The sequence below is a fragment of the Comamonas sp. CAH-2 genome, assembly GCF_009668305.1.
Classification (GTDB): Bacteria; Pseudomonadota; Gammaproteobacteria; order Burkholderiales; family Burkholderiaceae_C; genus Comamonas; species Comamonas aquatica.
The window spans coordinates 1-25,739 of sequence record NZ_VSWF01000043.1; the positions used below are offsets into that span (position 1 = coordinate 1).

General features: G+C 61.9%; 19 protein-coding genes and 2 tRNA genes. 16 read left to right on the forward strand and 5 right to left on the reverse strand.

Going from position 1 to position 25,739, the window contains the following annotated elements; all coding sequences use genetic code 11:
* The 16 genes from FYM52_RS16600 to FYM52_RS16675 form a co-directional block, all read left to right on the forward strand.
* A partial coding sequence (locus tag FYM52_RS16600; protein WP_255446834.1) for an EF-Tu/IF-2/RF-3 family GTPase occupies nt 1–484 on the forward strand: 484 nt, incomplete at its 5' end.
* A 17-nt stretch (nt 485–501) separates the two neighbouring features.
* Nucleotides 502–577: transfer RNA gene (locus FYM52_RS16605), tRNA-Trp, on the forward strand.
* A gap of 88 nt (nt 578–665) precedes the next feature.
* Complete coding sequence (gene secE / locus FYM52_RS16610; RefSeq protein ID WP_154164905.1) at nt 666–1,049, forward strand: preprotein translocase subunit SecE; 384 nt, start codon at nt 666–668, stop codon at nt 1,047–1,049.
* Nucleotides 1,049–1,639 carry a transcription termination/antitermination protein NusG gene (nusG, locus tag FYM52_RS16615; RefSeq protein WP_042413802.1) on the forward strand — a complete coding sequence of 197 codons (591 nt, stop codon included), beginning with the start codon at nt 1,049–1,051 and terminating at the stop codon, nt 1,637–1,639. Before secE ends, nusG begins: the two co-directional genes overlap by 1 nt.
* Nucleotides 1,640–1,738: 99 nt before the next feature.
* Nucleotides 1,739–2,170: a 50S ribosomal protein L11 gene (gene rplK, locus FYM52_RS16620; RefSeq protein WP_042413800.1), complete on the forward strand. Its 432-nt coding sequence runs from the start codon at nt 1,739–1,741 to the stop codon at nt 2,168–2,170.
* Nucleotide 2,171: 1 nt separating this feature from the next.
* Nucleotides 2,172–2,867: a 50S ribosomal protein L1 gene (gene rplA / locus FYM52_RS16625; protein WP_042413797.1), complete on the forward strand. Its 696-nt coding sequence runs from the start codon at nt 2,172–2,174 to the stop codon at nt 2,865–2,867.
* Nucleotides 2,868–3,095: 228 nt separating this feature from the next.
* Nucleotides 3,096–3,623, forward strand: a complete 528-nt coding sequence (rplJ, locus tag FYM52_RS16630) for a 50S ribosomal protein L10 (RefSeq protein ID WP_042413794.1) — start codon at nt 3,096–3,098, stop codon at nt 3,621–3,623.
* 40 nt (nt 3,624–3,663) lie between these two features.
* Nucleotides 3,664–4,041: a 50S ribosomal protein L7/L12 gene (gene rplL, locus FYM52_RS16635; protein ID WP_042413790.1), complete on the forward strand. Its 378-nt coding sequence runs from the start codon at nt 3,664–3,666 to the stop codon at nt 4,039–4,041.
* A 280-nt stretch (nt 4,042–4,321) separates the two neighbouring features.
* Entirely contained in the window at nt 4,322–8,434 is a 4,113-nt protein-coding gene (gene rpoB / locus FYM52_RS16640; protein WP_042413788.1) for a DNA-directed RNA polymerase subunit beta, read from the forward strand.
* A gap of 121 nt (nt 8,435–8,555) precedes the next feature.
* Nucleotides 8,556–12,764 carry a DNA-directed RNA polymerase subunit beta' gene (gene rpoC, locus FYM52_RS16645; protein ID WP_154164906.1) on the forward strand — a complete coding sequence of 1,403 codons (4,209 nt, stop codon included), beginning with the start codon at nt 8,556–8,558 and terminating at the stop codon, nt 12,762–12,764.
* Nucleotides 12,765–12,860: 96 nt separating this feature from the next.
* Nucleotides 12,861–13,445, forward strand: coding sequence for a LemA protein (locus FYM52_RS16650; RefSeq protein WP_154164907.1), 585 nt, complete (start codon nt 12,861–12,863; stop codon nt 13,443–13,445).
* Complete coding sequence (gene rsmB, locus FYM52_RS16655; RefSeq protein WP_154164908.1) at nt 13,442–14,824, forward strand: 16S rRNA (cytosine(967)-C(5))-methyltransferase RsmB; 1,383 nt, start codon at nt 13,442–13,444, stop codon at nt 14,822–14,824. The genes FYM52_RS16650 and rsmB overlap by 4 nt, the downstream gene beginning before the upstream one ends.
* Before the next feature lie 67 nt (nt 14,825–14,891).
* Nucleotides 14,892–15,464 (forward strand): DUF4390 domain-containing protein, encoded by a 573-nt coding sequence (locus FYM52_RS16660; RefSeq protein WP_238826249.1) that lies wholly within the window; start codon nt 14,892–14,894, stop codon nt 15,462–15,464.
* A gap of 8 nt (nt 15,465–15,472) precedes the next feature.
* The gene (locus FYM52_RS16665) at nt 15,473–17,764 is read left to right on the forward strand and encodes an ATP-binding protein (RefSeq protein ID WP_231499160.1); all 2,292 of its coding nucleotides are present in this window, start codon (nt 15,473–15,475) and stop codon (nt 17,762–17,764) included.
* A 45-nt stretch (nt 17,765–17,809) separates the two neighbouring features.
* Nucleotides 17,810–18,511, forward strand: a complete 702-nt coding sequence (locus FYM52_RS16670; protein WP_154164910.1) for a response regulator — start codon at nt 17,810–17,812, stop codon at nt 18,509–18,511.
* Between the two features lie 96 nt (nt 18,512–18,607).
* Nucleotides 18,608–18,683, forward strand: a tRNA-Phe gene (locus FYM52_RS16675).
* Between the two features lie 1,860 nt (nt 18,684–20,543).
* On the opposite strand, the gene FYM52_RS16680 is transcribed toward FYM52_RS16675, so the two are convergent.
* From FYM52_RS16680 to FYM52_RS16700, 5 genes are read right to left on the reverse strand one after another with little or no spacing between them, the layout of a single operon-like run.
* Nucleotides 20,544–21,272, reverse strand: coding sequence for a hypothetical protein (locus FYM52_RS16680; RefSeq protein ID WP_154164911.1), 729 nt, complete (start codon nt 21,270–21,272; stop codon nt 20,544–20,546).
* An 8-nt stretch (nt 21,273–21,280) separates the two neighbouring features.
* On the reverse strand, nt 21,281–21,790 hold the full coding sequence (locus FYM52_RS16685) for a hypothetical protein (protein ID WP_154164912.1): 510 nt from the start codon (nt 21,788–21,790) through the stop codon (nt 21,281–21,283).
* 37 nt (nt 21,791–21,827) lie between these two features.
* Nucleotides 21,828–22,223 (reverse strand): hypothetical protein, encoded by a 396-nt coding sequence (locus FYM52_RS16690; protein ID WP_155895391.1) that lies wholly within the window; start codon nt 22,221–22,223, stop codon nt 21,828–21,830.
* Between the two features lie 50 nt (nt 22,224–22,273).
* The gene (locus FYM52_RS16695; RefSeq protein ID WP_154164913.1) at nt 22,274–25,141 is read right to left on the reverse strand and encodes a DUF927 domain-containing protein; all 2,868 of its coding nucleotides are present in this window, start codon (nt 25,139–25,141) and stop codon (nt 22,274–22,276) included.
* A gap of 9 nt (nt 25,142–25,150) precedes the next feature.
* Entirely contained in the window at nt 25,151–25,672 is a 522-nt protein-coding gene (locus tag FYM52_RS16700) for a hypothetical protein (protein ID WP_154164914.1), read from the reverse strand.
* Nucleotides 25,673–25,739 lie beyond the last annotated feature (67 nt).

Consider the following 25,739-nt stretch of genomic DNA (forward strand, 5'->3'; position numbering starts at 1 on the left):
CGGCATCATCAAGGTCGGCGAAGAAATCGAAATCGTCGGTATCAAGGACACCCAGAAGACCACCTGCACGGGCGTGGAAATGTTCCGCAAGCTGCTGGATCAAGGTCAAGCTGGCGACAACGTGGGTCTGCTGCTGCGCGGCACCAAGCGTGAAGACGTGGAACGCGGCCAAGTGCTGTGCAAGCCCGGCTCCATCAAGCCCCACACGCACTTCACCGCTGAGGTGTACGTGCTGTCCAAGGACGAAGGTGGCCGTCATACGCCTTTCTTCAACAACTACCGTCCTCAGTTCTACTTCCGTACCACGGACGTGACTGGCTCCATCGAGCTGCCCGAAGGCAAGGAAATGGTGATGCCTGGCGACAACGTGTCCATCACTGTGAAGCTGATCGCTCCTATCGCTATGGAAGAAGGTCTGCGCTTCGCTATCCGTGAAGGTGGCCGTACCGTGGGCGCCGGCGTGGTTGCTAAGGTTCTCGCTTAATTAGGTAATTAGGGTTTAGGGGTATAGCTCAATTGGCAGAGCGTCGGTCTCCAAAACCGAAGGTTGTAGGTTCGATTCCTACTGCCCCTGCCACGATGTAGTGGTAACGCTAAGCCCGCCAGGAACTGGCGGGCTTAAGTGTCTTGTGCGGCGACATTATTCGCAACAGATAAAGTGAGATATGGCCACATCGCAAGTAGAAACAGTCAGTACGGGTGCTGACAAGGCCAAGCTGTTTGGCGCTTTGTTTTTGGTGATCGCTGCTGTGGCGGGGTTCTATTTTCTGGCACAGCAAGGTCCATTGGTTCAATGGGGTGTTCTCGTGGCGGGCTTGATTGCTGCTGCTGCGACTTTTTCTGTGTCTGAGCAGGGTAAGCAACTGCTTGCTTTTGGCAAAGATTCCTGGAAAGAAGTCAAAAAAGTAGTGTGGCCAACTCGCAAGGAAAGTTTGCAGATGACCGCCTACGTTTTTGCGTTTGTGGTGGTCATGGCATTGTTCCTGTGGCTGACAGATAAAACGCTTGAATGGGTTCTGTACGATCTCATTTTGGGCTGGAGAAGCTAATGACTGATGCAATCGAACCTGTGTCGGGTGAGGCTGGTGCGACTGCTCCCGTCAATCCGGATCTGCGTTGGTACATTGTCCATGCCTACTCGGGCATGGAGAAGGCTGTAGAGCGCAACATCACCGAGCGCATTCAGCGTGCCGGCATGCAAGATAAGTTTGGTCGTATCTTGGTCCCTACCGAAGAAGTGGTGGAGATGAAGAACGGTCAACGCAAAACAACCGAGCGGCGCTTGTTCCCTGGCTATGTCTTCGTAGAGATGGTCATGGAAGACGATACGTGGCACTTGGTGAAGCACACCAGCAAAGTGACCGGTTTCGTGGGTGGTGCAAAGAATCGTCCTGCTCCGATTTCTGAAGCTGAAGTTCAGAAAATTGTGAACCAAATGCAAGAGGGCTCCGACAAACCCCGCCACAAGGTGGAGTTCATGGTGGGTGAGCTGGTGCGTGTCAAGGAAGGTCCGTTCACCGACTTCAACGGCAGTGTCGAAGAAGTGAATTACGAGAAAAATCGTCTGCGTGTGTCGGTGGCCATTTTTGGTCGTTCGACGCCCGTGGAGCTGGAGTTCTCTCAGGTTGAAAAAACCTGAGGTACGTTTGATGGCCCCGCGTATTGAAATATTGGGGCTTTAACCCCGGGGAGCCAAATGCATGTGCGTTTGGCGCTATCACCCGTAAGGAGCTAAAACATGGCGAAGAAAATCGTCGGCTTCATCAAGCTGCAAGTGCCAGCTGGTAAGGCCAATCCATCCCCTCCAATCGGTCCTGCGCTGGGTCAGCGTGGTCTGAACATCATGGAATTCTGCAAGGCATTCAATGCGCAGACCCAAGGTGTTGAGCCCGGTCTGCCTCTGCCTGTGGTGATCACGGCGTTTGCTGACAAGAGCTTCACTTTTGTCATCAAGACGCCTCCTGCCACCGTGCTGATCAAGAAGGCCATCAAGCTGGATAAGGGGTCCTCGAACCCTCTGAAGGCCAAGGTCGGCAAGATCACCCGCGAACAGCTGGAAGAAATTGCCAAGACCAAGCTGAAGGACATGAACGCTGCTGACGTTGACGCCGCCGTGCGCACGCTGGCGGGTTCTGCTCGTTCGATGGGCGTGATCGTGGAGGGTTTGTAAAATGGCCAAGTTGACCAAGAAGCAAAAAGCCCTGCAGGGCAAGGTGGACTCCACCAAGCTGTACGCCTTTGCTGACGCCGTGGCGCTGGTGAAAGATGCTGCAACTGCCAAGTTCGACGAATCCATCGACGTGGCCGTGCAGTTGGGCGTGGATGCCAAGAAGTCGGACCAGGTGGTGCGCGGTGCTGTGGTGTTGCCTCACGGTACTGGCAAGACCACCCGCGTGGCCGTGTTTGCACAAGGCGCCAAGGCTGAAGAAGCCAAGGCCGCTGGTGCGGATGTGGTTGGCATGGACGACCTGGCTGCCATGGTCAAGGCTGGTGACATGCCCTTTGACATCGTGATCGCTGCGCCCGATGCCATGCGTATCGTGGGTCAGCTGGGCCAGATCCTGGGTCCCCGTGGCCTGATGCCCAACCCCAAGGTGGGTACTGTGACTCCTGATGTTGCCACGGCCGTGAAGAACGCCAAGGCAGGTCAAGTGCAGTTTCGCGTGGACAAGGCCGGTATCATCCACTCGACCATTGGCCGTCGCTCGTTCGACAACGACAAGCTGCAAGGCAACCTGGCTGCTCTGATCGATGCCTTGAACAAGGCCAAGCCTGCTTCCAGCAAGGGCCTGTACCTGCGCAAGGTGGCGGTTTCCTCCACCATGGGTGTGGGTGTTCGCGTCGACACGCAATCCATCGCAGCTTAATTGCTAGAATATTCGGCTTGCTAGAAATAGCGAGCCGATGTGGTGGGCTACGCCGCTGTTTACAGCGGCGTAGGTCATCCAAGACCGCTGGTGTGGCTTGCCACTTAATACTTCCAGCGCAGATGGCGATCCCGCTGCAGATGGATGAATGTCCCTCTAACAGTTGGTCGCTGCAACAAGAGCGCGCGTACCGGGGCAACCGGGTATGCGCATTTGAAGGAGTAGACCTTGAGTCTGAATCGCAGTGAGAAAGAAGCGGTCATCAATGAAGTGACCAGCCTCGCCGCTAAAGCTCAAACGCTTGTGATCGCGGAATACCGTGGCATCACGGTCGCCGACATGACCAAACTGCGTTCCGATGCACGCAGCAAGGGTGTGAGCCTGAGCGTGTTGAAGAACACCCTGGCACGCCGTGCTGTGGCTGGTAGCGCGTTTGAAGTGGTGGCTGACCAGATGACTGGTCCCCTGATCTATGGCTTCTCTGAAGACGCAGTGGCTGCCGCCAAGGTGGTGGCCGACTTCGCGAAGACCAACGACAAGTTGGTGATTCGCGGTGGCGCGTTTTCGGGCAAGGCCCTGGACGTGAACGGCGTGAAGCAGCTGGCAAACATCCCCTCGAAGGAAGTTTTGCTGGCCCAAGTGTGTGGCTTGCTCATGTCGCCTATGTCGCGTACAGCCGTGGTGCTGGGCGCGCTGGCCGCAAAGAAGAGCGAAGGCGCAGAGCAACCTGCCGCCGAAGAAGCCGCTGCAGCTTAATTGCGGCAACAAACAACCAACAAATTGTTAGGAAATTAACATGGCATTCGATAAAGACGCATTCTTGACCGCCCTGGACAGCATGACTGTTCTGGAACTGAACGACCTGGTCAAGGCCATTGAAGAGAAGTTTGGCGTGAGCGCTGCCGCTATGGCCGCTCCTGCTGCTGCTGGCGCTGGCGCCGGTGCTGCCGCTGCTGAAGAAAAGACCGAGTTCAACGTGGTGCTGGCTGAAGCCGGTTCCAACAAGGTTGCCGTGATCAAGGCCGTGCGCGAAATCACCGGTCTGGGTCTGAAGGAAGCCAAGGACCTGGTGGACGGCGCTCCTAAGGTCGTGAAGGAAGCCGCTCCTAAGGCTGACGCTGAAGCTGCTGTGAAGAAGCTGACCGAAGCTGGTGCTAAGGCTGAACTGAAGTAATTCAGTCCATTCCTGGGGCTGGAGTGTCTGAAAAGGCACTCCAGCCTTTGGTGCTTGTGGATAAGGTATTTAAGAGCACACCAGAAAGCCTGTTGTTGACAGTTTTTCTAGTGTCTTCTGACAACCCGACAGCAGAAGATGCCTTGGTTCGGGCGATGTGCAATGCATCGCCGTCAGCCATGGTTGGTAGTGGCCAACCGCCAAGCCAGTGAAAGTGTGTGACTTTTTGCTGGACAGTGTCGTCGCAGACCCAGGACTCATGTCTTTGCCCGGAGATCTCATGGCCTATTCTTACACCGAACGCAAGCGAATTCGCAAGAGTTTCGGCAGCCGCGACAGCGTGCTCGAAGTGCCTTACCTGCTGCAGATGCAAAAAGATGCCTATACCGCATTCCTGCAAGCAGACGTAGCCCCCAAGAAACGTACGATGGAAGGCCTGCAAGCGGCCTTTGAATCGGCATTCCCCATCGTCTCCCACAACGGTTTTGTGGAGATGAAGTTTGTTGAATACAACCTGGCCAAGCCTGCGTTCGACGTGCGTGAGTGCCAGACCCGTGGTCTGACCTTCGCCTCGGCCGTGCGTGCCAAGGTGCAACTGATCATTTACGACCGCGAGTCCTCCACGGCCCAGTCCAAGGTGGTCAAGGAAGTGAAGGAGCAAGAGGTCTACATGGGCGAAGTGCCCCTGATGACCGACAAGGGCTCGTTCATCATCAACGGCACGGAACGTGTGATCGTGTCCCAGCTGCACCGCTCGCCTGGCGTGTTCTTCGAACACGACAAGGGCAAGACCCACAGCTCCGGCAAGCTGCTGTTCTCGGCGCGCATCATTCCTTACCGCGGCTCCTGGCTGGACTTCGAGTTCGACCCCAAGGACCTGCTGTACTTCCGCGTCGACCGTCGCCGCAAGATGCCCGTGTCGATCCTGCTGAAGGCCATCGGCATGAACCCCGAGCAGATCCTGGCGCACTTCTTCGTCAACGACAACTTCCGTCTGATGGACAGCGGCGCACAAATGGAATTTGTGGCCGACCGTCTGCGCGGCGAAGTGGCGCGTTTCGACATCACCGACAAGTCGGGCAAGGTCGTGGTCGCCAAGGACAAGCGCATCACCGCGCGCCACACCCGCGAACTGGAACAGTCCGGCACCAAGTACGTCAGCGTGCCCGAAGACTTCCTGATCGGCCGTGTGCTGGCCAAGAACATCATTGACCCTGACACCGGCGAAATCATCGCCAAGGCCAATGAAGAGCTGACCGAAGCGCTGCTGAAGAAGCTGCGCAGCGCCGGCATCCAGGACGTGCAGTGCATCTACACGAACGAGCTGGACCAGGGCGCCTACATCTCGCAGACCCTGCGCACGGACGAAACCGTGGACGAGTTCGCCGCCCGCGTCGCCATCTACCGCATGATGCGTCCTGGCGAGCCTCCGACCGAGGACGCCGTGCAGGCCCTGTTCCACCGCCTGTTCTACAACGCTGACACCTACGACCTGTCGCGCGTGGGCCGCATGAAGTTCAACGCCCGCGTGGGTCGCGACGGTGCGACCGGCGCCATGGTGCTGTCCAACGAAGACATCCTGGCCGTGGTCAAGCTGCTGGTGGACCTGCGCAACGGCAAGGGCGAAGTCGACGACATCGACCACCTGGGCAACCGCCGAGTGCGTTGCGTGGGCGAACTGGCCGAGAACCAGTATCGCACCGGCCTGGCACGTATCGAAAAGGCTGTGAAGGAGCGTCTGGGTCAGGCCGAGCAAGAGCCGCTGATGCCCCACGACCTGATCAACTCCAAGCCCATCTCTGCGGCCCTGAAGGAGTTCTTCGGTGCCTCGCAGCTGTCGCAGTTCATGGACCAGACCAACCCCCTGGCCGAAATCACGCACAAGCGCCGTGTTTCCGCCCTGGGCCCAGGTGGTCTGACCCGCGAACGTGCCGGCTTCGAAGTGCGTGACGTGCACGTGACCCACTACGGTCGCGTCTGCCCGATCGAAACGCCTGAAGGTCCGAACATTGGTCTGATCAACTCCCTGGCCCTGTACGCCCGCTTGAACGAGTACGGTTTCATCGAAACTCCGTACCGCCGTGTGGTGGATGGCAAGGTCACGATGGAAATCGACTACCTGTCGGCCATCGAAGAAGGCAAGTACATCATCGCCCAGGCCAACGCCGAGCTGGACGCCGAAGGCCGTCTGGTGGGCGAGCTGGTGTCGGCGCGTGAAAAGGGTGAATCGACCCTGCTGTCGCCCGAGCGCGTGCAGTACATGGACGTGTCGCCCGCACAGATCGTGTCGGTGGCTGCCTCGCTGATTCCGTTCCTGGAACACGACGACGCGAACCGCGCGTTGATGGGTGCCAACATGTCGCGCCAGGCCGTGCCTGTGCTGCGTCCCGAAAAGCCCATGGTGGGTACCGGTATCGAGCGCGTGGCCGCGGTCGACTCCGGCACCGTGGTGACAGCCCGCCGTGGCGGCACCGTTGACTACGTGGATGCGACCCGCATCGTGATCCGCGTGAACGACGCGGAAGCCGTGGCCGGTGAAGTTGGTGTGGACATCTACAACCTGATCAAGTACCAGCGTTCCAACCAGAACACCAACATCCACCAGCGTCCCGTGGTCAAGCGCGGCGATGTGCTGGCCAAGGGTGACGTGATTGCCGACGGTGCATCGACCGACCTGGGCGAAATCGCAATTGGTCAGAACATGCTGATCGCCTTCATGCCCTGGAACGGCTACAACTTCGAAGACTCGATCCTGATCTCCGAACGTGTGGTGGCCGAAGACCGCTACACCTCGATCCACATCGAGGAACTGGTGGTCATGGCCCGTGACACCAAGCTGGGCGCCGAAGAAATCACGCGCGACATTCCGAACCTGTCGGAACAGCAGCTGAACCGTCTGGACGAGTCCGGCATCATCTACGTCGGCGCCGAAGTGCAGCCTGGCGACACGCTGGTCGGCAAGGTCACGCCCAAGGGCGAAACCACGCTGACGCCCGAAGAGAAGCTGCTGCGCGCCATCTTCGGCGAGAAGGCGTCCGACGTGAAGGACACCTCGCTGCGTGTGGACCAGGGTTCGTCCGGCACCGTGATCGATGTGCAAGTGTTCACCCGCGAAGGCATCCAGCGTGACAAGCGCGCCCAGCAGATCATTGATGATGAGCTGAAGCGCTTCCGTCTGGACCTGAACGACCAGCTGCGCATTGTGGAAGCCGACGCCTTCGACCGTATCGAGAAGCTCTTGATCGGCCGCACCGCCAACGGTGGCCCCAACAAGCTGGCCAAGGGCGCCAAGCTGGACAAGGCCTACCTGGACAGCGTGGAGAAGTTCCACTGGTTCGACATCCGCCCTGCGGAAGACGAACTGGCCGCCCAACTGGAGTCCATCAAGAACTCCCTGGAGCAGACCCGCCACGAGTTCGACCTGGCCTTCGAAGAGAAGCGCAAGAAGTTGACCCAGGGCGACGAGCTGCCCGCCGGCGTGCTGAAGATGGTCAAGGTCTACCTGGCCGTCAAGCGCCGCCTGCAGCCTGGTGACAAGATGGCCGGCCGCCACGGTAACAAGGGTGTGGTCTCCAAGATCGTTCCGGTCGAAGACATGCCTTACCTGGCCGACGGCACCACCGCCGACATCGTGCTGAACCCGCTGGGCGTGCCTTCGCGTATGAACATCGGTCAGGTGCTGGAAGTGCACTTGGGCTGGGCCGGCAAGGGCCTGGGCCAGCGCATCGGCGACATGCTGCGTGACGAGGCCGCTGTGGCCGAAGTGCGCGCCTTCCTGGAAGAGGTCTACAACTCGCGTGGCCGCAAGGAAGACCTGTCGCAGCTGAGCGATGCCGAAGTGCTGAACATGGCCGAAAACCTGAAGACCGGTGTGCCGTTCGCGACCCCCGTGTTCGACGGTGCTTCCGAGCAGGAAATCAAGGACATGCTGAAGCTGGCGTATCCGGACGATCTGAAGGCGCGCAAGGGCCTGACCGAGACCCGCACCCAGGCCTACCTGTTCGACGGCCGCACCGGCGAGCAGTTCGAGCGTCCCACGACCATCGGCTACATGCACTACCTGAAGCTGCACCACTTGGTCGACGACAAGATGCACGCGCGTTCCACCGGTCCTTACTCGCTGGTGACGCAACAGCCTCTGGGCGGTAAGGCCCAGTTCGGTGGTCAGCGTTTCGGTGAAATGGAAGTGTGGGCGCTGGAAGCTTACGGCGCCGCCTACGTGCTGCAGGAAATGCTGACGGTGAAGTCCGACGACGTGGTGGGCCGTACCAAGGTGTACGAATCCATCGTGAAGGGCGAACATGCGATCGAAGCCGGTATGCCCGAATCGTTCAACGTGCTGGTCAAGGAAATTCGTTCCCTGGGCCTGGACATCGAACTCGAACGTACCTAAGGCCTTAAAGAAAGTGAGCGTCTAGCGCTTGTTGATCAAGAGTTTGCAAGGGTTTCGATATTGAAATCCTTGTACTCCAAGCGCTGGCAGCTATAAATTTTGTGAAAAGGGAAAGAGTTACATGAAATCGCTACTCGACCTGTTCAAGCAATTCACGCCGGATGAGCATTTCGATGCCATCAAGATCGGCATGGCTTCGCCCGAGAAAATTCGTTCCTGGTCTTTCGGTGAGGTGAAGAAGCCCGAGACCATCAACTACCGTACGTTCAAGCCCGAGCGCGACGGCCTGTTCTGCGCCAAGATTTTTGGTCCCATCAAGGACTACGAATGCCTGTGCGGTAAGTACAAGCGCCTGAAGCACCGCGGTGTGATCTGCGAAAAGTGCGGCGTGGAAGTCACCCAGACCAAGGTGCGTCGCGAACGCATGGGTCACATCGACCTGGCCGCGCCCTGCGCCCACATCTGGTTCCTGAAGTCGCTGCCTTCGCGTCTGGGCCTGGTGCTGGACATGACGCTGCGCGACATCGAACGCGTGCTGTACTTTGAAGCATACGTGGTGACCGACCCCGGCATGACCCCGCTGAAGAAGTTCAGCATCATGTCCGAGGACGACTACGACGCCAAGCAGCAAGAGTTCGGCTACGACGAATTCACGGCCAAGATGGGCGCCGAAGGTATCAAGGACCTACTGGAATCCATCGACATCGACAGCGAGATCGAGCGCCTGCGTGGCGACCTGACTGGCTCCGAAGTCAAGGTCAAGAAGAACGCCAAGCGCCTGAAGCTGCTGGAAGCGTTCAAGAAGTCCGGTATCAAGCCCGAGTGGATGGTGTTGGAAGTGCTGCCCGTGCTGCCTCCAGACCTGCGTCCTCTGGTGCCGCTGGACGGCGGCCGCTTCGCGACCTCCGACCTGAACGACCTGTACCGCCGCGTCATCAACCGCAACTCGCGTCTGCGTCGCCTGCTGGAGCTGAAGGCCCCTGAAATCATCGCGCGCAACGAAAAGCGCATGCTGCAGGAAGCCGTGGACTCGCTGCTGGACAACGGTCGCCGTGGCAAGGCCATGACGGGCGCCAACAAGCGTGCCCTGAAGTCGCTGGCCGACATGATCAAGGGCAAGAGCGGTCGTTTCCGCCAGAACTTGCTGGGCAAGCGCGTGGACTACTCCGGTCGTTCCGTGATCACCGTGGGTCCTTACCTCAAGCTGCACCAGTGCGGTCTGCCCAAGCTGATGGCCCTTGAGCTGTTCAAGCCCTTCATCTTCTCGCGCCTCGAGGCCATGGGCATTGCCACGACCATCAAGGCCGCAAAGAAGGAAGTCGAATCCGGCACCCCCGTGGTCTGGGACATCCTGGAAGAGGTCATCAAGGAACACCCCGTGATGCTGAACCGTGCGCCTACGCTGCACCGTTTGGGCATCCAGGCGTTCGAGCCCATCCTGATCGAAGGCAAGGCCATCCAGCTGCACCCCCTCGTCTGCGCGGCCTTCAACGCCGACTTCGACGGTGACCAGATGGCTGTGCACGTGCCCCTGTCCGTGGAAGCGCAGATGGAAGCCCGCACGCTGATGCTGGCCTCCAACAACGTGCTGTTCCCCGCTTCGGGCGAACCCTCCATCGTGCCTTCGCAGGACGTGGTGCTGGGTCTGTACCATGCGACCCGCGACAAGATCAACGGCAAGGGCGAAGGCATGGTGTTCGTGGACACCAACGAAGTGCAACGCGCCCTGGACGCTGGTGAAGTCGAGCTGCACGCCAAGATCAGCGTGCGCCTGCCCGAGTGGACCAAGGACAAGGAAACCGGCGAATTCGTCAAGAGCCTGAGCCTGGTGGAGACCACCGTGGGCCGTGCTCTGCTGTCCGAGATCTTGCCCAAGGGCCTGCCGTTCAGCCACATGAACAAGGCGCTGAAGAAGAAGGAGATCTCCAAGCTGATCAACTCCTCCTTCCGCAAGTGCGGTCTGAAGGCCACCGTGGTGTTCGCCGACAAGCTGCTGCAAAACGGCTTCCGCCTGTCGACGCACGCCGGCTTCTCGGTGTCCATCGACGACATGCTGGTGCCTCCGCAAAAGGCCGAGATCCTGGCCCGCGCCGAGTCCGAAGTGAAGGAAATCGAGCAGCAGTACGTCTCGGGTCTGGTGACCTCCGGCGAGCGCTACAACAAGGTGGTGGACATCTGGGGCAAGGCCGGTGACGACGTGTCCAAGGTGATGATGGACCAGCTCAAGGTCCAGAAGACCATCGACCGCCACGGCAACGAGGTGGACCAGGAGTCGTTCAACGCCATCTACATGATGGCTGACTCCGGCGCCCGGGGTTCCGCAGCCCAGATCCGTCAGCTGGCCGGTATGCGTGGCCTGATGGCCAAGCCCGATGGCTCGATCATCGAGACGCCCATCACCGCGAACTTCCGCGAAGGCCTGAACGTTCTGCAGTACTTCATCTCGACCCACGGTGCCCGTAAGGGTCTGGCCGACACGGCGTTGAAGACCGCGAACTCGGGTTACCTGACGCGTCGTCTGGTGGACGTGACGCAAGACCTGGTCGTGACCGAACAGGACTGCGGCACCTCCAACGGCTACCTGATGCGCGCCATCGTCGAAGGCGGTGAAGTGATCGAATCCCTGCGCGACCGCGTGCTGGGTCGCTCGACCGCCGAAGACGTGCTGCACCCCGAGAACCGTTCCGTGCTGCTGCCTGCCGGCACCCTGCTCAACGAAGACCTGATCGAAGAGCTGGAAGCCCAGGGCGTGGACGAGATCAAGGTGCGCACCGCGCTGACCTGCGAAACCCGCTACGGCCTGTGCGCCACCTGCTATGGCCGTGACCTGGGTCGCGGCGGCATGGTGAACCTGGGGGAAGCCGTGGGTGTGATCGCTGCGCAGTCCATCGGTGAACCCGGTACCCAGCTGACCATGCGTACCTTCCACATCGGTGGTGCCGCGTCGCGCGCTGCCATCGCCTCGAGCGTGGAAGCCAAGTCCAACGGCACGATCGGCTTCAACGCCACGATGCGCTATGTGACCAACACCAAGGGTGAACTGGTGGTGATTTCCCGCTCCGGCGAAATCGTCATCAGCGACAACGGTCGCGAGCGTGAGCGTCACAAGGTGCCTTACGGCGCCATCCTGACGATCAAGGCCGACCAGGCCATCAAGGCCGGCACGATCCTGGCGAACTGGGATCCGCTGACCCGCCCCATCATTACCGAATACGCCGGCCAGGTGAAATTCGAGAACGTGGAAGAAGGCCTGACCGTGGCCAAGCAGGTGGACGATGTGACCGGTCTGTCGACCCTGGTCGTGATCGACCCCAAGCGCCGCGGTTCTGCCAAGGTGGTGCGTCCCCAGGTCAAGCTGATCGACGCCAACAACCAGGAAGTCAAGATCCCCGGCACCGACCACTCGGTGACGATCGGCTTCCAGGTGGGCGCGCTGATCCAGGTGCGCGACGGCCAGGACGTGGGCCCCGGCGAAGTGCTGGCCCGTATCCCCGTCGAAGGTCAGAAGACCCGCGACATTACCGGTGGTCTGCCCCGTGTGGCCGAGCTGTTCGAAGCCCGTACGCCCAAGGACAAGGGCACGCTGGCCGAGATGACCGGTACCGTGTCCTTCGGTAAGGAAACCAAGGGCAAGGTGCGCCTGCAGATCACCGATCTGGAAGGCAAGGTCTGGGAAGAGCTGGTGCCCAAGGAGCGCAACATCCTGGTCCACGAAGGCCAAGTGGTGAACAAGGGTGAACTGATCGTGGACGGCCCCGCCGACCCACAAGACATCCTGCGCCTGCTGGGCATCGAGGAACTGTCGCGCTACATCGTCGACGAAGTGCAGGACGTGTACCGTCTGCAGGGCGTGAAGATCAACGACAAGCACATCGAGGTGATCGTTCGCCAGATGCTGCGTCGCGTGGTGGTCGAGAACATCGGCGAGTCCACCTACATCGCTGGCGAGCAGGTGGAGCGTTCCGAGATCCTCAACACCAACGAAGCGCTGCAGGCCCAAGGCAAGATCCCTGCCACGTACTCCAACGTGCTGCTGGGTATCACCAAGGCCTCGCTGTCGACCGACTCGTTCATCTCTGCGGCGTCCTTCCAGGAAACCACCCGCGTGCTGACCGAAGCGGCGATCATGGGCAAGCGCGACGAGCTGCGCGGCCTGAAGGAAAACGTGATCGTGGGTCGCCTGATCCCTGCCGGTACCGGCCTGGCCTACCACCAGGCACGCAAGGCCAAGGACGCCATGGACGACGCCGAGCGCCGTGCCATCGCCGAAGCCGAAGCGGCTGAAATGGCAGGTGATGTCGAGGCTTCGGCCGAAGACAGCGCTGCCTAAGCGACGCGTGGCCTGAGACCAGGCCCAGCTCCACGCTCCCTACTTGCCTGCGGGTGGGTAGGGAGCGTTTTTATTGCTCCTCGCTACACTGCGCCTATGTGGATTTTGTCGCTGGAATGGCTGTCGCTGGCCATCACCGTGTTTTGGGTGGCGGGCGCCTGGAAGCGCCTGCAGCGCTTGCGCACCACCTGCAAGAGTGCCTTCGCGGCACTGGATGCACAGTTCGTGCTTGCCCTGGAATGGCTGCGCACCTGCGCGCGCGCCGAAGCGGGGGAGGGCGCCGAGGCCTCGGCCCAACATGCCCGCCACGCCCTGCTGCCCAGCGCCGATTTGCTGGAGCTGGCCCTGCAGCAGGCGCGCCAGCACCCGCTGCGGCCCGAGGCGATTGCCGCGCTGGACAGCGCCTGGCAAAGCCTGCAGGTGGCCTGGCAGGCCTATGCGCAGCTGTGCCCCGAGCCCCAGGGCGGTGAGGGCGCAGAGGCGCCACCCGCTGCCCCGCAGGACTGGGGCCAACTGATGGTGGTGCAGCGCCACTGCACGGCGCAGTTCAATGCGGCCGTGGAGGATTACAACCGTGCGATCGGGCAATTCCCGGCCTGGGTGCTGGCACGCATCCTGGGCATGAAGCCTGGCCGCAGCTTTCAACAAGACGCTGCGCTTTTGATGCAGCAGACGGCATGACGCGAAAAATTTTTCCAGACACGGCCCCGGCCGCACAGGCGGCGGCGCCCATTCCCTTGTGGCAGCAGCTGGCGCTGGTGGCCCAGGGCCTGCAGATGATCCTGTCCGGCCAGTCGGGCACTGCCGCGGTGGCGGCCGCCCCGGCCCGCTTGCGCCCCGGGGTGCAGGCCCTGTTGTTCCAGGTGCTGCGCCAGCTGGGACGGGCCCAGGCGCTGCGCAAGCAGCTGGCACCCAAGGCCCCACCGGCCAAGGTGGATGCCCTGCTGTGCACGGCCCTGGCCCTGGCCTGGGACACGGCACAGGCCCCGTACGAGCCCTTCACCCTGGTCAACCAGACGGTGGAGGCGGCCAAGCGCGGCAGCCTGCAGCGCCAGGCCGGCTTCCTGAATGCCTGCTTGCGCCGTTTCCTGCGCGAGCGTGATGCCCTGGTGGCCGCCACCGACGGCGACCCGGTGGCACGCTGGAACCATCCGCAATGGTGGATTGATCGCTTGAAGGTCGATCACCCGCAGGACTGGCAGCGCATCCTGCAGGCCAACAATGCGCACGCGCCCATGAGCTTGCGGGTGAATCGACAAAAAAGCACTCCAGCCCAATACCAGCAAGCGCTGACAGCTATACATATCGATAGCCGTGTGTTCGGCGCCGATGGCGTGGAGCTGGCCCAGCCCCAGGCGGTGCAGGCCCTGCCGGGGTTTGCCGAAGGGGTGGTGTCGGTGCAGGACGGTGCGGCGCAGCTGGCGGCCCCGCTGCTGCTGCAGGGCCTGGATCTGGACCAGCCCTTGCAGGTGCTGGACGCCTGCGCGGCCCCCGGCGGCAAGACCGCCCATCTGCTGGAGTTCGCCGGGGCGGCATCGCCCCTGCAGGTGACGGCCCTGGAGGTGGATGCCGAGCGCAGTGCCCGCATCCACGACACCCTGCAACGCACCGGCTTGCAGGACCATGCCAAGGTGCTGGTGGCCGATGCAGGCCAGCCCGCGCAATGGTGGCAGCAGGCCAACGGTGGCCAGCTGTTCGACGCCATCTTGCTGGATGCACCGTGCACCGCCTCCGGCATCGTGCGCCGCCACCCCGATGTGCGCTGGCTGCGCCGGGACAGCGATGTGGCGCAACTGGCAGCCATCCAGGCGCAGATCCTGGATGCGCTGTGGCCTCTGCTTAAAGCCGGCGGGCGCCTGCTGTACTGCACCTGTTCGGTCTTCAAGGCCGAGGGCGATGCGCAGATTCAAGCGTTTCTTGCGCGCAACAGCCAGGCGCAGTTATTGGCGTCTCCCGGGCATTTAATTCCGGGAATTCCGGCGCAGGCCGGTCAGCTCCCGGACAATGGCGCGGGTGACCACGACGGCTTCTTCTACGCCCTGCTGCAAAAACACGCCTGACGCCCTGCCTGCGCACGGGCAGCAGCGCCGTGCGTTGGCGCTGGCCGTGCTGGCTGCCGGGGCGGGGATGGCCAGCGCATCTGCGGCCTGGGCGCAGTCGGGCGAGTCGGCCGCCAACGCCTCGGTGCCATCGGCCGTGCAGTTGCAGCGCGAAGGGGGCAGCCTGCTGCTGACGGCCAGCCTGCCCTGGTCGCTGCCCGAGCTGGTGTTGGATGCGCTGCTCAAAGGCATTCCCGTGCATTTCGTGGCCGAGGTGAACATGGTGCGCGAGCGCTGGTACTGGAGCGACCAGGAGCTGCTCAGCGCCCAGCGCTACATGCGCCTGAGCTACCAGCCCCTGACGCGGCGCTGGCGCCTGTACACCGGCAGCCAACCGTTCGAGGGGCAGGGCTTTGGCGCGGCGCTGTCCAGCTCCTTCGAGGGCTTGCAGGAAGCCCTGCAGGCCATGCAGCGCATCGTGCGCTGGCACATCGGTCCGGTGGCCGAGCTGCCCAGCCAGGGCGAGGCCGTGCTGCAGCTGCGCTTCCGGATCGATATTTCGCAGTTTCCGCGCCCCTTGCAGATCGGGGCCCTGGGCCGTTCGGGCTGGAACCTGCTGGTCACGCACACCGAGCGCGTGGACCTGGGCGTTTTGCAATGAGGTCCTCCATGGACGCTTCCGTTTCCGCGAGCCGCAAATCCACCCGCTGGGCCCTGGGGGTGGCCGGTGCTGTGATGTGTGCCCTCGGCCTGATCCTGCTGTTCCTGCTGATGCAGGCGACCAACAACCGGGAGCTGTACGAGCGGCATTACGCCTGGTTGTTCGGGCTGAATGTGCTGGTGGCGGCGGCGTTGCTGGTGGTGCTGCTGTGGATGGGCGTGCGCCTGGCCGTGCGCTGGCGCCAGCGCAAGTTCGGCAGCCGCCTGCTGTTCAAGCTGGCCGCCATCTTTGCCCTGGTGGGCGTGGTGCCCGGCTTGCTGATCTATGTGGTGTCCTACCAGTTCGTGTCGCGCTCGATCGAGAGCTGGTTTGACGTCAAGGTGGAAGGGGCGCTGAGCGCTGGGGTGAACCTCGCCAGCGTGACGCTGGAGACGATCGCGAACGACATGGCCAACAACACCCGCTCGGCCAGCCAGCAACTGGCCCAGGTGCCGGATGCCGCAGCGGGCCTGGTGCTGGAGCGCATCCGCGAGCAGTTGGGTGCGACCGACGTCATCCTCTGGAACAGCGCGGGCGTGGCGGTGGCCAGCGCCGGGACCTCGCTGCTGGAGCTGGCGCCGGAGCGCCCCAGCGCGCAGCAGCTGCGCAGCCTGCGCGCCGGCCTGAAACCCATGGCCAGCATCGAAGGCCTGGACGAGGTGGCCGCCACCAAGGCGCGCGACAACGTGCAGGCGGTGTACGTCAAAACCCTGGCGCTGGTGACCAATCTGCGCTGGGAATTCCGTGGGGAGCAACGCTTTCTGCAGGCCTCCATTCCCTTGCCCAGCGCGCTGGTGACCAATGCCCTGGCGGTACAGGATGCCAACCGCGAGTACCAGGAGCGCGCCCTGGCCCGGCAGGGGCTGCAGCGCATGTACATCGGCACGCTGACGCTGAGCCTGTTCCTGGCGGTGTTTGGCGCGGTGCTGCTGGCCGTGCTGCTGGGCAATCAGCTGGCGCGGCCGCTGCTGGTGCTGGCGCAGGGCGTGCGCGATGTGGCGCGCGGCGACTTGACGCCCAAGATGGCCCTGCAGACCCAGGACGAACTGGGCGGGCTGACGCGCTCCTTTGCCCTGATGACGCAGCAACTGCTGGATGCCCGCATGGCGGTCGACAAGAGCATGGGCGAGGTCAAGGCGGCGCGCACCAACCTGCAGACCATTCTGGACAACCTGACGTCCGGTGTGCTGGTGTTGGACGATGCTTGGCACGTGCTGTCTATCAATCCCAGCGCGACGCGCATCCTGCGCATGCCGATGGCGGTGTACATGGGGCGCCGGCTGGACGAAGTACCCAGTCTGCAGGTGATGGCCGACATGGTGCGCGAGCAGTTTGCGCTGTTCCTGGGGGACCGTGGGGCCGATGCCGGGCGCGACCGCTGGCAGCAGGTGCTGGAGCTGCCGTTCCACCAGGATGCCGACCCGCAAGGCGGCGAAGTGCCGCACGACAAGACGACGCTGGTGGTGCGGGGCGCCGAATTGCCGCAGTCGCGCCGCCTGATCGTGTTTGACGATATTTCGGAAATCGTGTCGGCCCAGCGTTCCAAGGCCTGGGCCGAGGTGGCGCGTCGCGTGGCGCATGAAATCAAGAACCCGCTCACGCCCATCCAGCTGTCGGCCGAGCGCCTGGCACTGAAGCTCAACGACAAGCTCGAGCCGGCGGACCAGGCCCTGCTCAACCGCTCGGTGAAGACCATCGTTGACCAGGTGGGTGCGATGCTGCGGCTGGTCAACGAGTTTCGCGACTATGCTCGGCTGCCGGCGGCCGAGTTGCAGCCCCTGGACCTGAACGCGCTGGTGCTGGAGTTGCTGCAGCTGTATGGTGAGGAGAATGCCGAGGTGTCGGTCCAGGCCAAGCTGGATCCACACTGCCCCTGGATTGCCGGGGACACACAGCAGTTGCGCCAAGTCATCCACAACCTGCTGCAAAACGCGCAAGATGCGACGCTGCAGCAGGCGCAGGCCCTGGGTGTGGCGCCCGTGCCCGTGGAAATTTCCACGCAATGGGTGGAAAGCAGCAAACGCGTGCGTCTGTCGATCTGCGACAGTGGCACAGGCTTTGCGCCCCACATCCTGCAGCGCGCCTTCGAACCCTATGTCACGACCAAGGTGCGGGGCACAGGATTGGGGCTGGCCGTGGTGAAGAAAATTGCCGACGAACACGGCGCACGGATTGATTTGACAAACCGTTTGGAGGGGGGCTTGGTGAAAGGCGCGCAAGTGTCGCTATCATTTGTCCCCATAAACACCGAGGCACCGTGAGAGGCGGTGAACCTGAAACCTGTAAGCACATAGCTTTTCGAACCCATGGCAAACATACTGGTGGTGGACGACGAACTGGGCATCAGAGATCTTCTGTCGGAGATCCTCAATGATGAAGGTCACAGTGTTGAGTTGGCGGCCAACGCCACACAGGCGCGTGCCGCCCGGAATGCAGGCGCCTTCGATCTGGTGCTGCTGGATATCTGGATGCCCGACACCGATGGTGTGTCACTGCTCAAGGAGTGGGCCGCATCCGGGCAGTTGACCATGCCTGTGATCATGATGAGTGGCCACGCCACCATCGACACGGCCGTGGAGGCCACGCGCATCGGTGCGTTGTCGTTCCTGGAAAAACCCATCACCATGCAGAAGCTGCTCAAGGCGGTGGAACAGGGCTTGGCAAAGAACGCCAGTGCACTCGCCGCCAAGCCCGCAGCGCCGGTGGCCGGTGGTGTGTTGGCAGGGGTGACCCCTGTGGCCGATGTGGGCGCTGGCGAGGCCATGGTGCGCCCCCACCTGGGCTTGCGTGCGGTGGATGCCATGCCCAGTGCCCACCAGGACTTCGACCTGGACCGTCCCTTGCGCGAAGCGCGCGATGGGTTTGAAAAAGCGTATTTCGAGTTCCACCTGGCGCGTGAAGGCGGCTCCATGACCCGCGTGGCAGAAAAGACCGGTTTGGAACGCACCCACCTGTACCGCAAGTTGCGCCAGCTGGGCGTGGACCTGGGGCGCAGCCGCCGCGGATAAGTTTTTTCAAAAAAATCCGGTTTTTCATTTTGGGGTCAAAAAGTTCGCATACAATCATGGCTTCGGCACAACGACAGACTGCTCTGAAGTTGTAAAGGCCCGGTAGCTCAGTTGGTAGAGCAGCGGATTGAAAATCCGCGTGTCGGCGGTTCGATCCCGTCCCAGGCCACCAAATACCATTCCACGGAAGTCCGCTGGAGTCATGAAGCCCTAAGTTTTCAACGACTTAGGGCTTTTTTGTTTCCACAGAAGTCCATAGAAGTCCGTGGGCATCCGCGCGATCATGCAGTAACTTTTACAGTAACTTTTGTCCGGGGGCCTTTTGGCCCGAAAAGTTACTGCATTTCCCTCTGTAGGACGGGCCTCCAGTTACTGCATGCACTTGCCGCGTGGAGGGTGGGTGCCAGGGGCAATCCTTGCGCTCATTGCTGGCAAGGTGGCCTGTTGTTGGCACTCGGTCCAACTTAACCCCCCCTGCCTTGGCCTACTGGCCATTCCCAACTGCCCCGGCCCACTTCTGGGCATGCCGATCTTCACTTAACCCCCTTAGGGAACCCACGCAACAGTCCGACAACGCGGCTCGAATTACCCGCGTCAGGGGAGTGCCGGTAAGGACCCGTGGCCGGGTACAACACAACCCCCTTAGGGCCATGGCAGAACACTGGCTGAATGCGGCTCGAATTACCCGCGTCCATGGTTTTTCGTTTTGGGCATGGCAAACGCTGCTGCTCACCCCGCTGCCCATGGCAGTGCCACGCAGCCCAGGCAGGGCTGAGACTGTTCTTTCTGGAGCCGTGCAGCATCCAGCAGGTGGCCTGCAAATATCGCGCACAGCAGGCTCTCGCCACGCCCCCTCCGGGGCACCGCGACCACCTCTACCGGTTGCCTGTTTGCTCTGCCCCAGCAAGGCATGGCCAGACCCTGCAAGCATCGAACTGATGCATGCACAGCCAACTTTCTTCGGGGTGCTGCCGTTTTTTCGTGGGAACACTGGGAACAAACTCAAAAAACGCACGCAAGTTATTGATGTGTAATGATTAATTTGTTCCCACATCCCCGTGGGAACAAGCGTTTTGGCACTGGGAACGTGGGAACAAAACGGCCCTCAGACTACCGTTTATCGGAGTTTTTGCCTGTTCTTTGTGCAGATCGGCGTTTGAGGCACGCAATCTCAGCAGCTTGGCCGCTCTGATATGACGGCTGGTAAGCGGCACTCACATGCCTGTGGCAGCCCTTACGGCCGCGCCTGCAACATGCCAGGACCGCTCCAGAACGGCATGGCCAGCCCAGTGTCACCGCACAAATGAATGCATGCACCGCCAACTTTCTTCGGGGTGCTGCTGTTTTTTCGTGGGAACACTGGGAACAAACTCAAAAAACACTCGCAAGTTATTGATGCGTAATGATTAATTTGTTCCCACATCCCCGTGGGAACAAGCGTTTTGGCACTGGGAACGTGGGAACAAAACGGCCCTCAGACTACCGCTCATCGGAGTTTTTGCATGTTTTTTGTGCAATTTAAGGTTTGAGGATCACATTGAGGTAAGTGCAGCAGTCTCACCAAGCGTTTGAGTGTGTTCGTATACGCGCTTGGCAGTCTTCGCTGCCGTGCTTTCACAAGTGAGGGGCAGCACCAAAGCCAGAAGACCGCACTTAGACTGTCGCCTTAAGGAGGTGACAGGGATGCTTCTCAACATCGACAAGCCTCATCGCACATGCAGGGTGCATAGCGATGAATGCGTGCATATTCCAAGGCCACATGGCACTTCGTTGAAACCGATTGAAGAACTCGGTCGTGATGGAGGTTGGTTTGCCGTGTCTTCAACCGATCAGGCCAAAGCCATTGCCCAGCGCGAGTTCCCTGCAGGCGCTTTCCACATTTGCTCTCGTTGTATGGCCCCTTGAGCTATGCCCTTGATGCATGGGGTCGTGTCAGCTCCTTGACGCCAAAAAAAAGGGCTCCCGGAGGAGCCCTTCTACCCAACCCTTGGGAATCCGCAGGTGCTCATGCATTCACCTGCGGGGGGGAGGATTACTTGGCGGTGGCTTTCACCGCTTGGGCGTAGGCCGCGACTTGCTGGTTCATGCGGGCCGTGGCATTGATCGCGTCGTATTGGGCCGCTGCCATGCTTTGTGCGGCCTGATGGGCCACAAACTCGGGGCTGGCTTCTGGCAGTGGCGCGCTGCTTGCGTACACCTTGCGGGATGCTGGCTCGTTCATCGTGCCCTTGGGGTCGTAGTTCAGCACCACGGCAGGGTCTGCGTCAGAGCGGCGGTAGATCGGCATGTGGTTGGCCTCGGCCTCACAGATCAGCGCCTCTTCCTTTTCTTCCAGGGCACGCAGATCCTGTTTCAGCTGGGCCAGCCGTGCTGGGCGCTCAGCCAGGGGCAGGCCGGGCACGTAGTCCATGGCTTCCACCTTGGCCAGCATGGACGCTTTGATCGCATCGCCCAGCAACCAGGTCAGATGGGGCGCAATCGAAAAATCGATGGATCTGACAGTGGTCATGCCTGCAACCTGTGCAACGCTTGCTTGAATGGCAAGCAGGTCAGCATCGCGCACGGTCAGCGGGTTGGCGGAGCGCAAACTGAGCAGGGCGCTGCTGGTTCGATCTGCTTTGGCGGCCATGCCATCCACCCAGCTTGCCACACGCTCTTTCCACTCTTCACGCGTGACAGGGGCCTCGGCCACCCACTCAATTTCTTCTTTGAGCTGCTGAATCTGCTCGCGCAGCTTTTGAATGCTTTTCTCAATGCTCATGGCGCACCTCACAGTTCATCCGCAGGATCACGAAAGCCCCAGTCTTGGACGGCCTCGACCAGTTTTTGCGTGCATGCAAAGCGCTCGCCATGCAGCTTGCTGTAGCGATCCATTTCCGTCCGCAGGCGCTCCATGCGGGCGCGCTCATGGTTCAGCTCTTGCCAATCGCCAAAGCTGATGCCGGTGGAGTGTTGTTCATACGTGGTGCTTTGCAGGCCGTACTTCGCACGCTTTACGGTGGTCACGCTTTCCTGCGGCAACGCCAATGCGTCTTCCAGTGAAAGCTGCACCAGCGTGTCTTCAAAGTAGTCCGTCGCCCCTGAACTGGAGGCGCAGCGGCGCAGATACGCTTGCTTGGCGGTAATGTCCCTGTGGCAATCCTGAATGCGGTCGCTCAAATCACGCTGCACGCTAAAGCTGCGACGCCTCTCTTCCATCATGCGCAGCAGCTTTTCCTTGTCATAACTGGCCATCTCAACCTCCGTTTTCTGAGCCACATCGACAGCAGCAATGCTCACGGCACAGGCCCCAACTCAACAGCCGCTGCCTCTGTTGCTATCTAATGTGCCGCAGCGCCTTACGCAGCCCAAACAGCGTGCCGGGCACACCCAGGCCCTGCTGGTAGGCGCGGTGAATCAACTGGCGGGCCAGGGGCCAGCTCGGGTCAGGCTCGGCGCGCTCACGCAGGGCCGCAGGCACCCGTTCTTCGTACCGCCGCAGCTCACGGTGCAGCGCCTGCACATCGTTGTGCAGCACCACCAATGCCCGTGTCAGCAGGCGATTGCGCCGTGCCCGCAGCACATCAAAACGTGGTGAACGGCCCAGCGTTCCTGCAAAGCCCAGGGTGTGGTCCATGTCCGTGCCCTGGTACACATGCTGCTGCACCGCGCTCTCCAGCCACTGGGCCAGCTCACGGTGCTGGCCACGCAGCAAACGGGCCGCAAGCCGCATGCGGCGAATGGGGTTGTCCGGCAGCACACCGGGCTTTGCACAAGGCTTGTTCACTGTCCTTCCTCCACCGAGAAAATGGCCGATGTGATGCGGTAGCAGCGGGCATTGCCCATGCCCGGCAGGCGCTGTCGGTCGTCAAACGGGCGGCCTTTGCCGGGCTTGAGGCAACCCGCCTCCAGCAAGGCTTTGCACACCGCCGTGTAGTCGTAGCCCTCGCAAATTTCCGACCTGAACACCTCGGGCAGCACAAAAAATTCCACCTCGGTGTCTTCGCCGCTCACGGCCGGAACCAGCTCGTCATACAGGCGCTGGTCGCTCACTGAAAGGTTGGTGCCGCCCATCTTCTGCGTGGTCTTCAAAGGCTTGCCCTCGGCATCCACCAGCCGCCTGAAACCGGCCCGGTTCAACGTCTTCACGCTGTGGTCATCGGTCGCACGGTGCCACCACGTAAAGCGGCTCTCGCCGTTGGCTTCCAGAAAGCGCCTCACCTGCCGCAGCATGCCGGTCACCTCACCACTGCCAGACCCACCACGTGCCGCCAGCCAGGCATCAAAGCAGGCCTTGGCACCGTCCTCGCTCTCGCCTTCGTCCCAGCCGGTCAGCCCGGCCTCGGTCGCCATGGCACCGGCAATGCCCACCAGGGCAAAGCGTGCCGCCACCCGTGCCACCTGCCCGCTGGCATTCGCAGGCAGCCAGCTGCTGGACAGCAGGCTCACCGCCTCACGCACGCGGTGGCCCAGCGTGGGGGCGTTGGCCGTGGCCCACTGCAAAAACGCATAGCCCACAGCACCGTGGCACACCTCTGCCTCACGCACCAGCAGCTGTGAAAGCTCCGACGCATTGGCCTGCCCGTGCAGCTTTTCAAACGCCCCGCTGCCCTTGCCCGCCTCGGCGGGAATGTCCGCCATCCGCACATCCTGGCCGGTGCGTGAACGCTTGCCGCCCTCGGCCATGTGGTCGCTCAAACTCAGCTCCCCCGTGCTTAAAAACAGCAGCCGCCACGTCAGCCGGGCCTTGGCCATGGCACCGCCACTGCGGGCCGACCGGTTCTTGCTCTGCTCATTGGCCAGCATGTAGGCACAGTCCCCCGCCACCTTGCCGTCCACCTGCGACAGCTCATCCAGAATCAGCAAGCTGTCGCAGTGCTGGGCGGCCACAATCTCCAGTGCGTTGTCCGTGGTGCGCCAGCGCTGCATATAGTCCGGCCCTCCAAACACACTGGCCGCAATCTTGGCCGCCGTGGTCTTGCCTGATGAGCTGCCACCCCGCAGGTGAAACCCGCCGCTTTCCATGCCCGCAGGGCGCAGCAGCGGCCCCGCAAACGCACACGACACGGCAAACACCATGCGGCTATTGCCCGCACACAGGCGGCCAATCCGCTGCACCCAGTCCTGCACGCCATGGCGGATGCGGAACGTGTTCTCCACCACCGCATCCGACTGGAACACGATGCGCTCCACCTCATCGCCAATCGTTTCATGGGGCAGCACAAACGCATGGCCATGCCAGCCGATGCGGTCGGTGCAACTGGCAAACGCACCCGGCTTGCGGGTCTGGATGTACTCGGTCAAACGGCTGCGTGCATTCGGTGCCGTGGCAATGCGCAGGCCCATGTTCAGCAGCATCGCCCGGTACTCGCCGCCATCACCACTGAGCATCCGGGCGGGCATGGCCCACTGCTTGGGCTTGCCCAGCGGGTCGGCAAACGTCAGCAGATAGCCCCATCCCAGCCCCTCCTGGTTGCGCGTCAGCGCCTCCACCTGCAAAGGGCTGCACAGCCACAGCGGGCGGGTGGGGTTGCCGTCTTTGTCGCGGCCGTGAAACCACACGCCATAGGCCGTCTGGCTGAAGGGTTCCTCCCCTGGTGCCGGGGCATCGTCTGGATCTGGCTCGGGGTGTTCCTTGTGGCTGCTGGCCTGCTGCTGGTGCGCCTCGATCGCGGCCAGCACGCAGTCTTTCACGGCCTGCAAACCATGGGCCTTGTGCATGTCGTTGAAGTCACTGCCGCCCTCGGGCAGATCAACGGGGAACACCACCGCCCCCTGCACGGCCTGGGCGGCTGCCTCGGCCTTGGCGCGGCCCGTGTTGCGGCCCACACGCTGGGCCGTGGCGGCATCGTCATCGCCACACACCACCAGCAAGGCGCTGGGCAACTGGGCGTGCAGCGCCCTGGCCACATGCAGCAGATTGCCCGCATCAAACGCCACGGCCACCGGCAGGCCCGTGGCTTGCCGCAGGCTGGCGGCGGTGGCGTAGCCCTCGGCCAGCAGCACGGTGCTGGCACCTTCGGCACCGCCCACCATGTGCCACAGGCCCGACTTGCGCCCGCCCTTCAAAAACAACTTGTCCGGCCCCTTGTCGGGGCGCTGCGGGGCAATACGCTGCACATTCCACAGCGTGCCCTGGTCATCACGCAGGGGCACCAGCAGCCAGCCATCGGCGGCATGGCGCACCCCAAAACCTTGCACCCCCTTGCGCAGCAAATAGGGGCTGTGGCCCGTGGTGCTGGCCGCATCCCACAGGGCCACGGCCTGCTGGGCTGCAGCGGCATGTTCGGCCTGGCGCTGGGCCTGCTGCTCGGCATCGCTGGCCCGTGGCCCGGCCTTGTGCGGGGCCACATGCGGGCCACGCTGGCGGCGGGGCAGCTTGAAGCCGTGCTGCTTGGCCAGATACAGCAGGGTCGAGACACCCACCCCGCCACCGGCCTTGATGCTGCGCCACGTACTCAGCACCGAGCTTTCATCAAACCCCGCTGCATCCCTGGCGCTCCAGTCCTTGAACAAGTGCCAGCCCGTATCGTCCGGAAACTCGCTCTTGATCGCCATGCCCACGCGTGCCCACTCATCACGCGGCAGGCTCGCCGGGATAAAGCCCAGCGCCTCGCACAGCAAGGCTGCCGTAATCGGTGTATTGCTCATGGCGTGGCCTTAGCGGATGCGGGGCAGCAGGTCGTGAAAGCTCAGGCCCGTGTAAAAGCGGCTCAGCACACCGGGCACCCCCGGCTCAGAAAACCCCATCAACTCCCGCGTGCGGGCATCAAACACCCGCAGCACGCAACTGCCGTCAAACGTCACCTTCAAAGCCGCCGTCTGCGGTCTGCGCAACACCCCTTTGAGCAGCACCGCATCGGGCATCAGGCGCTCACGCAGCATCGCCGTTTCAATAGACATGTGCTTGGCCATGTTGCCCGCAATCTCCTGCTTGACCACATAGCCCTGGGCATCCACCAACTGCAAAAAGCCCGGCCACACCACCTGCAGCCACATCGGCTTGCTGCCCGGTGTGGACGGCACCTTCATGCGAAACAGCACACCGCCCTGGGGCACGCGCTTGCTCATGAACACGGCGGCGATCTCCATGCGGTGGCTGGCGGCCGTGCGGGCCGCCTGAATGGCATAACGCCCGGCATCAGTCAGTTGTGCGGGCTGGGAAGAGGTAGGGGAAGTCATATCTGTCTTGCCTTGCGTGATGGGGTGGGTGGGCTGCGTTACCGGGCTGCGGGCGTTGCAGGTGGTG

Excerpts from the sequence above, each read along its gene's own strand:
- rplK (WP_042413800.1), top strand. The coding sequence starts at position 1,739 with ATGGCGAAGAAAATCGTCGGCTTCATCAAGCTGCAAGTGCCAGCTGGT.
- FYM52_RS16680 (WP_154164911.1), bottom strand. The coding sequence starts at position 21,272 with ATGAGCATTGAGAAAAGCATTCAAAAGCTGCGCGAGCAGATTCAGCAG.
- secE (WP_154164905.1), top strand. The coding sequence starts at position 666 with ATGGCCACATCGCAAGTAGAAACAGTCAGTACGGGTGCTGACAAGGCC.
- rpoB (WP_042413788.1), top strand. The coding sequence starts at position 4,322 with ATGGCCTATTCTTACACCGAACGCAAGCGAATTCGCAAGAGTTTCGGC.
- FYM52_RS16690 (WP_155895391.1), bottom strand. The coding sequence starts at position 22,223 with ATGCGGCTTGCGGCCCGTTTGCTGCGTGGCCAGCACCGTGAGCTGGCC.
- rsmB (WP_154164908.1), top strand. The coding sequence starts at position 13,442 with ATGACGCGAAAAATTTTTCCAGACACGGCCCCGGCCGCACAGGCGGCG.
- FYM52_RS16700 (WP_154164914.1), bottom strand. The coding sequence starts at position 25,672 with ATGACTTCCCCTACCTCTTCCCAGCCCGCACAACTGACTGATGCCGGG.
- rplL (WP_042413790.1), top strand. The coding sequence starts at position 3,664 with ATGGCATTCGATAAAGACGCATTCTTGACCGCCCTGGACAGCATGACT.
- FYM52_RS16695 (WP_154164913.1), bottom strand. The coding sequence starts at position 25,141 with ATGAGCAATACACCGATTACGGCAGCCTTGCTGTGCGAGGCGCTGGGC.
- FYM52_RS16650 (WP_154164907.1), top strand. The coding sequence starts at position 12,861 with ATGTGGATTTTGTCGCTGGAATGGCTGTCGCTGGCCATCACCGTGTTT.
- FYM52_RS16670 (WP_154164910.1), top strand. The coding sequence starts at position 17,810 with ATGGCAAACATACTGGTGGTGGACGACGAACTGGGCATCAGAGATCTT.
- rpoC (WP_154164906.1), top strand. The coding sequence starts at position 8,556 with ATGAAATCGCTACTCGACCTGTTCAAGCAATTCACGCCGGATGAGCAT.
- nusG (WP_042413802.1), top strand. The coding sequence starts at position 1,049 with ATGACTGATGCAATCGAACCTGTGTCGGGTGAGGCTGGTGCGACTGCT.
- FYM52_RS16660 (WP_238826249.1), top strand. The coding sequence starts at position 14,892 with ATGGCCAGCGCATCTGCGGCCTGGGCGCAGTCGGGCGAGTCGGCCGCC.
- FYM52_RS16665 (WP_231499160.1), top strand. The coding sequence starts at position 15,473 with ATGGACGCTTCCGTTTCCGCGAGCCGCAAATCCACCCGCTGGGCCCTG.
- rplA (WP_042413797.1), top strand. The coding sequence starts at position 2,172 with ATGGCCAAGTTGACCAAGAAGCAAAAAGCCCTGCAGGGCAAGGTGGAC.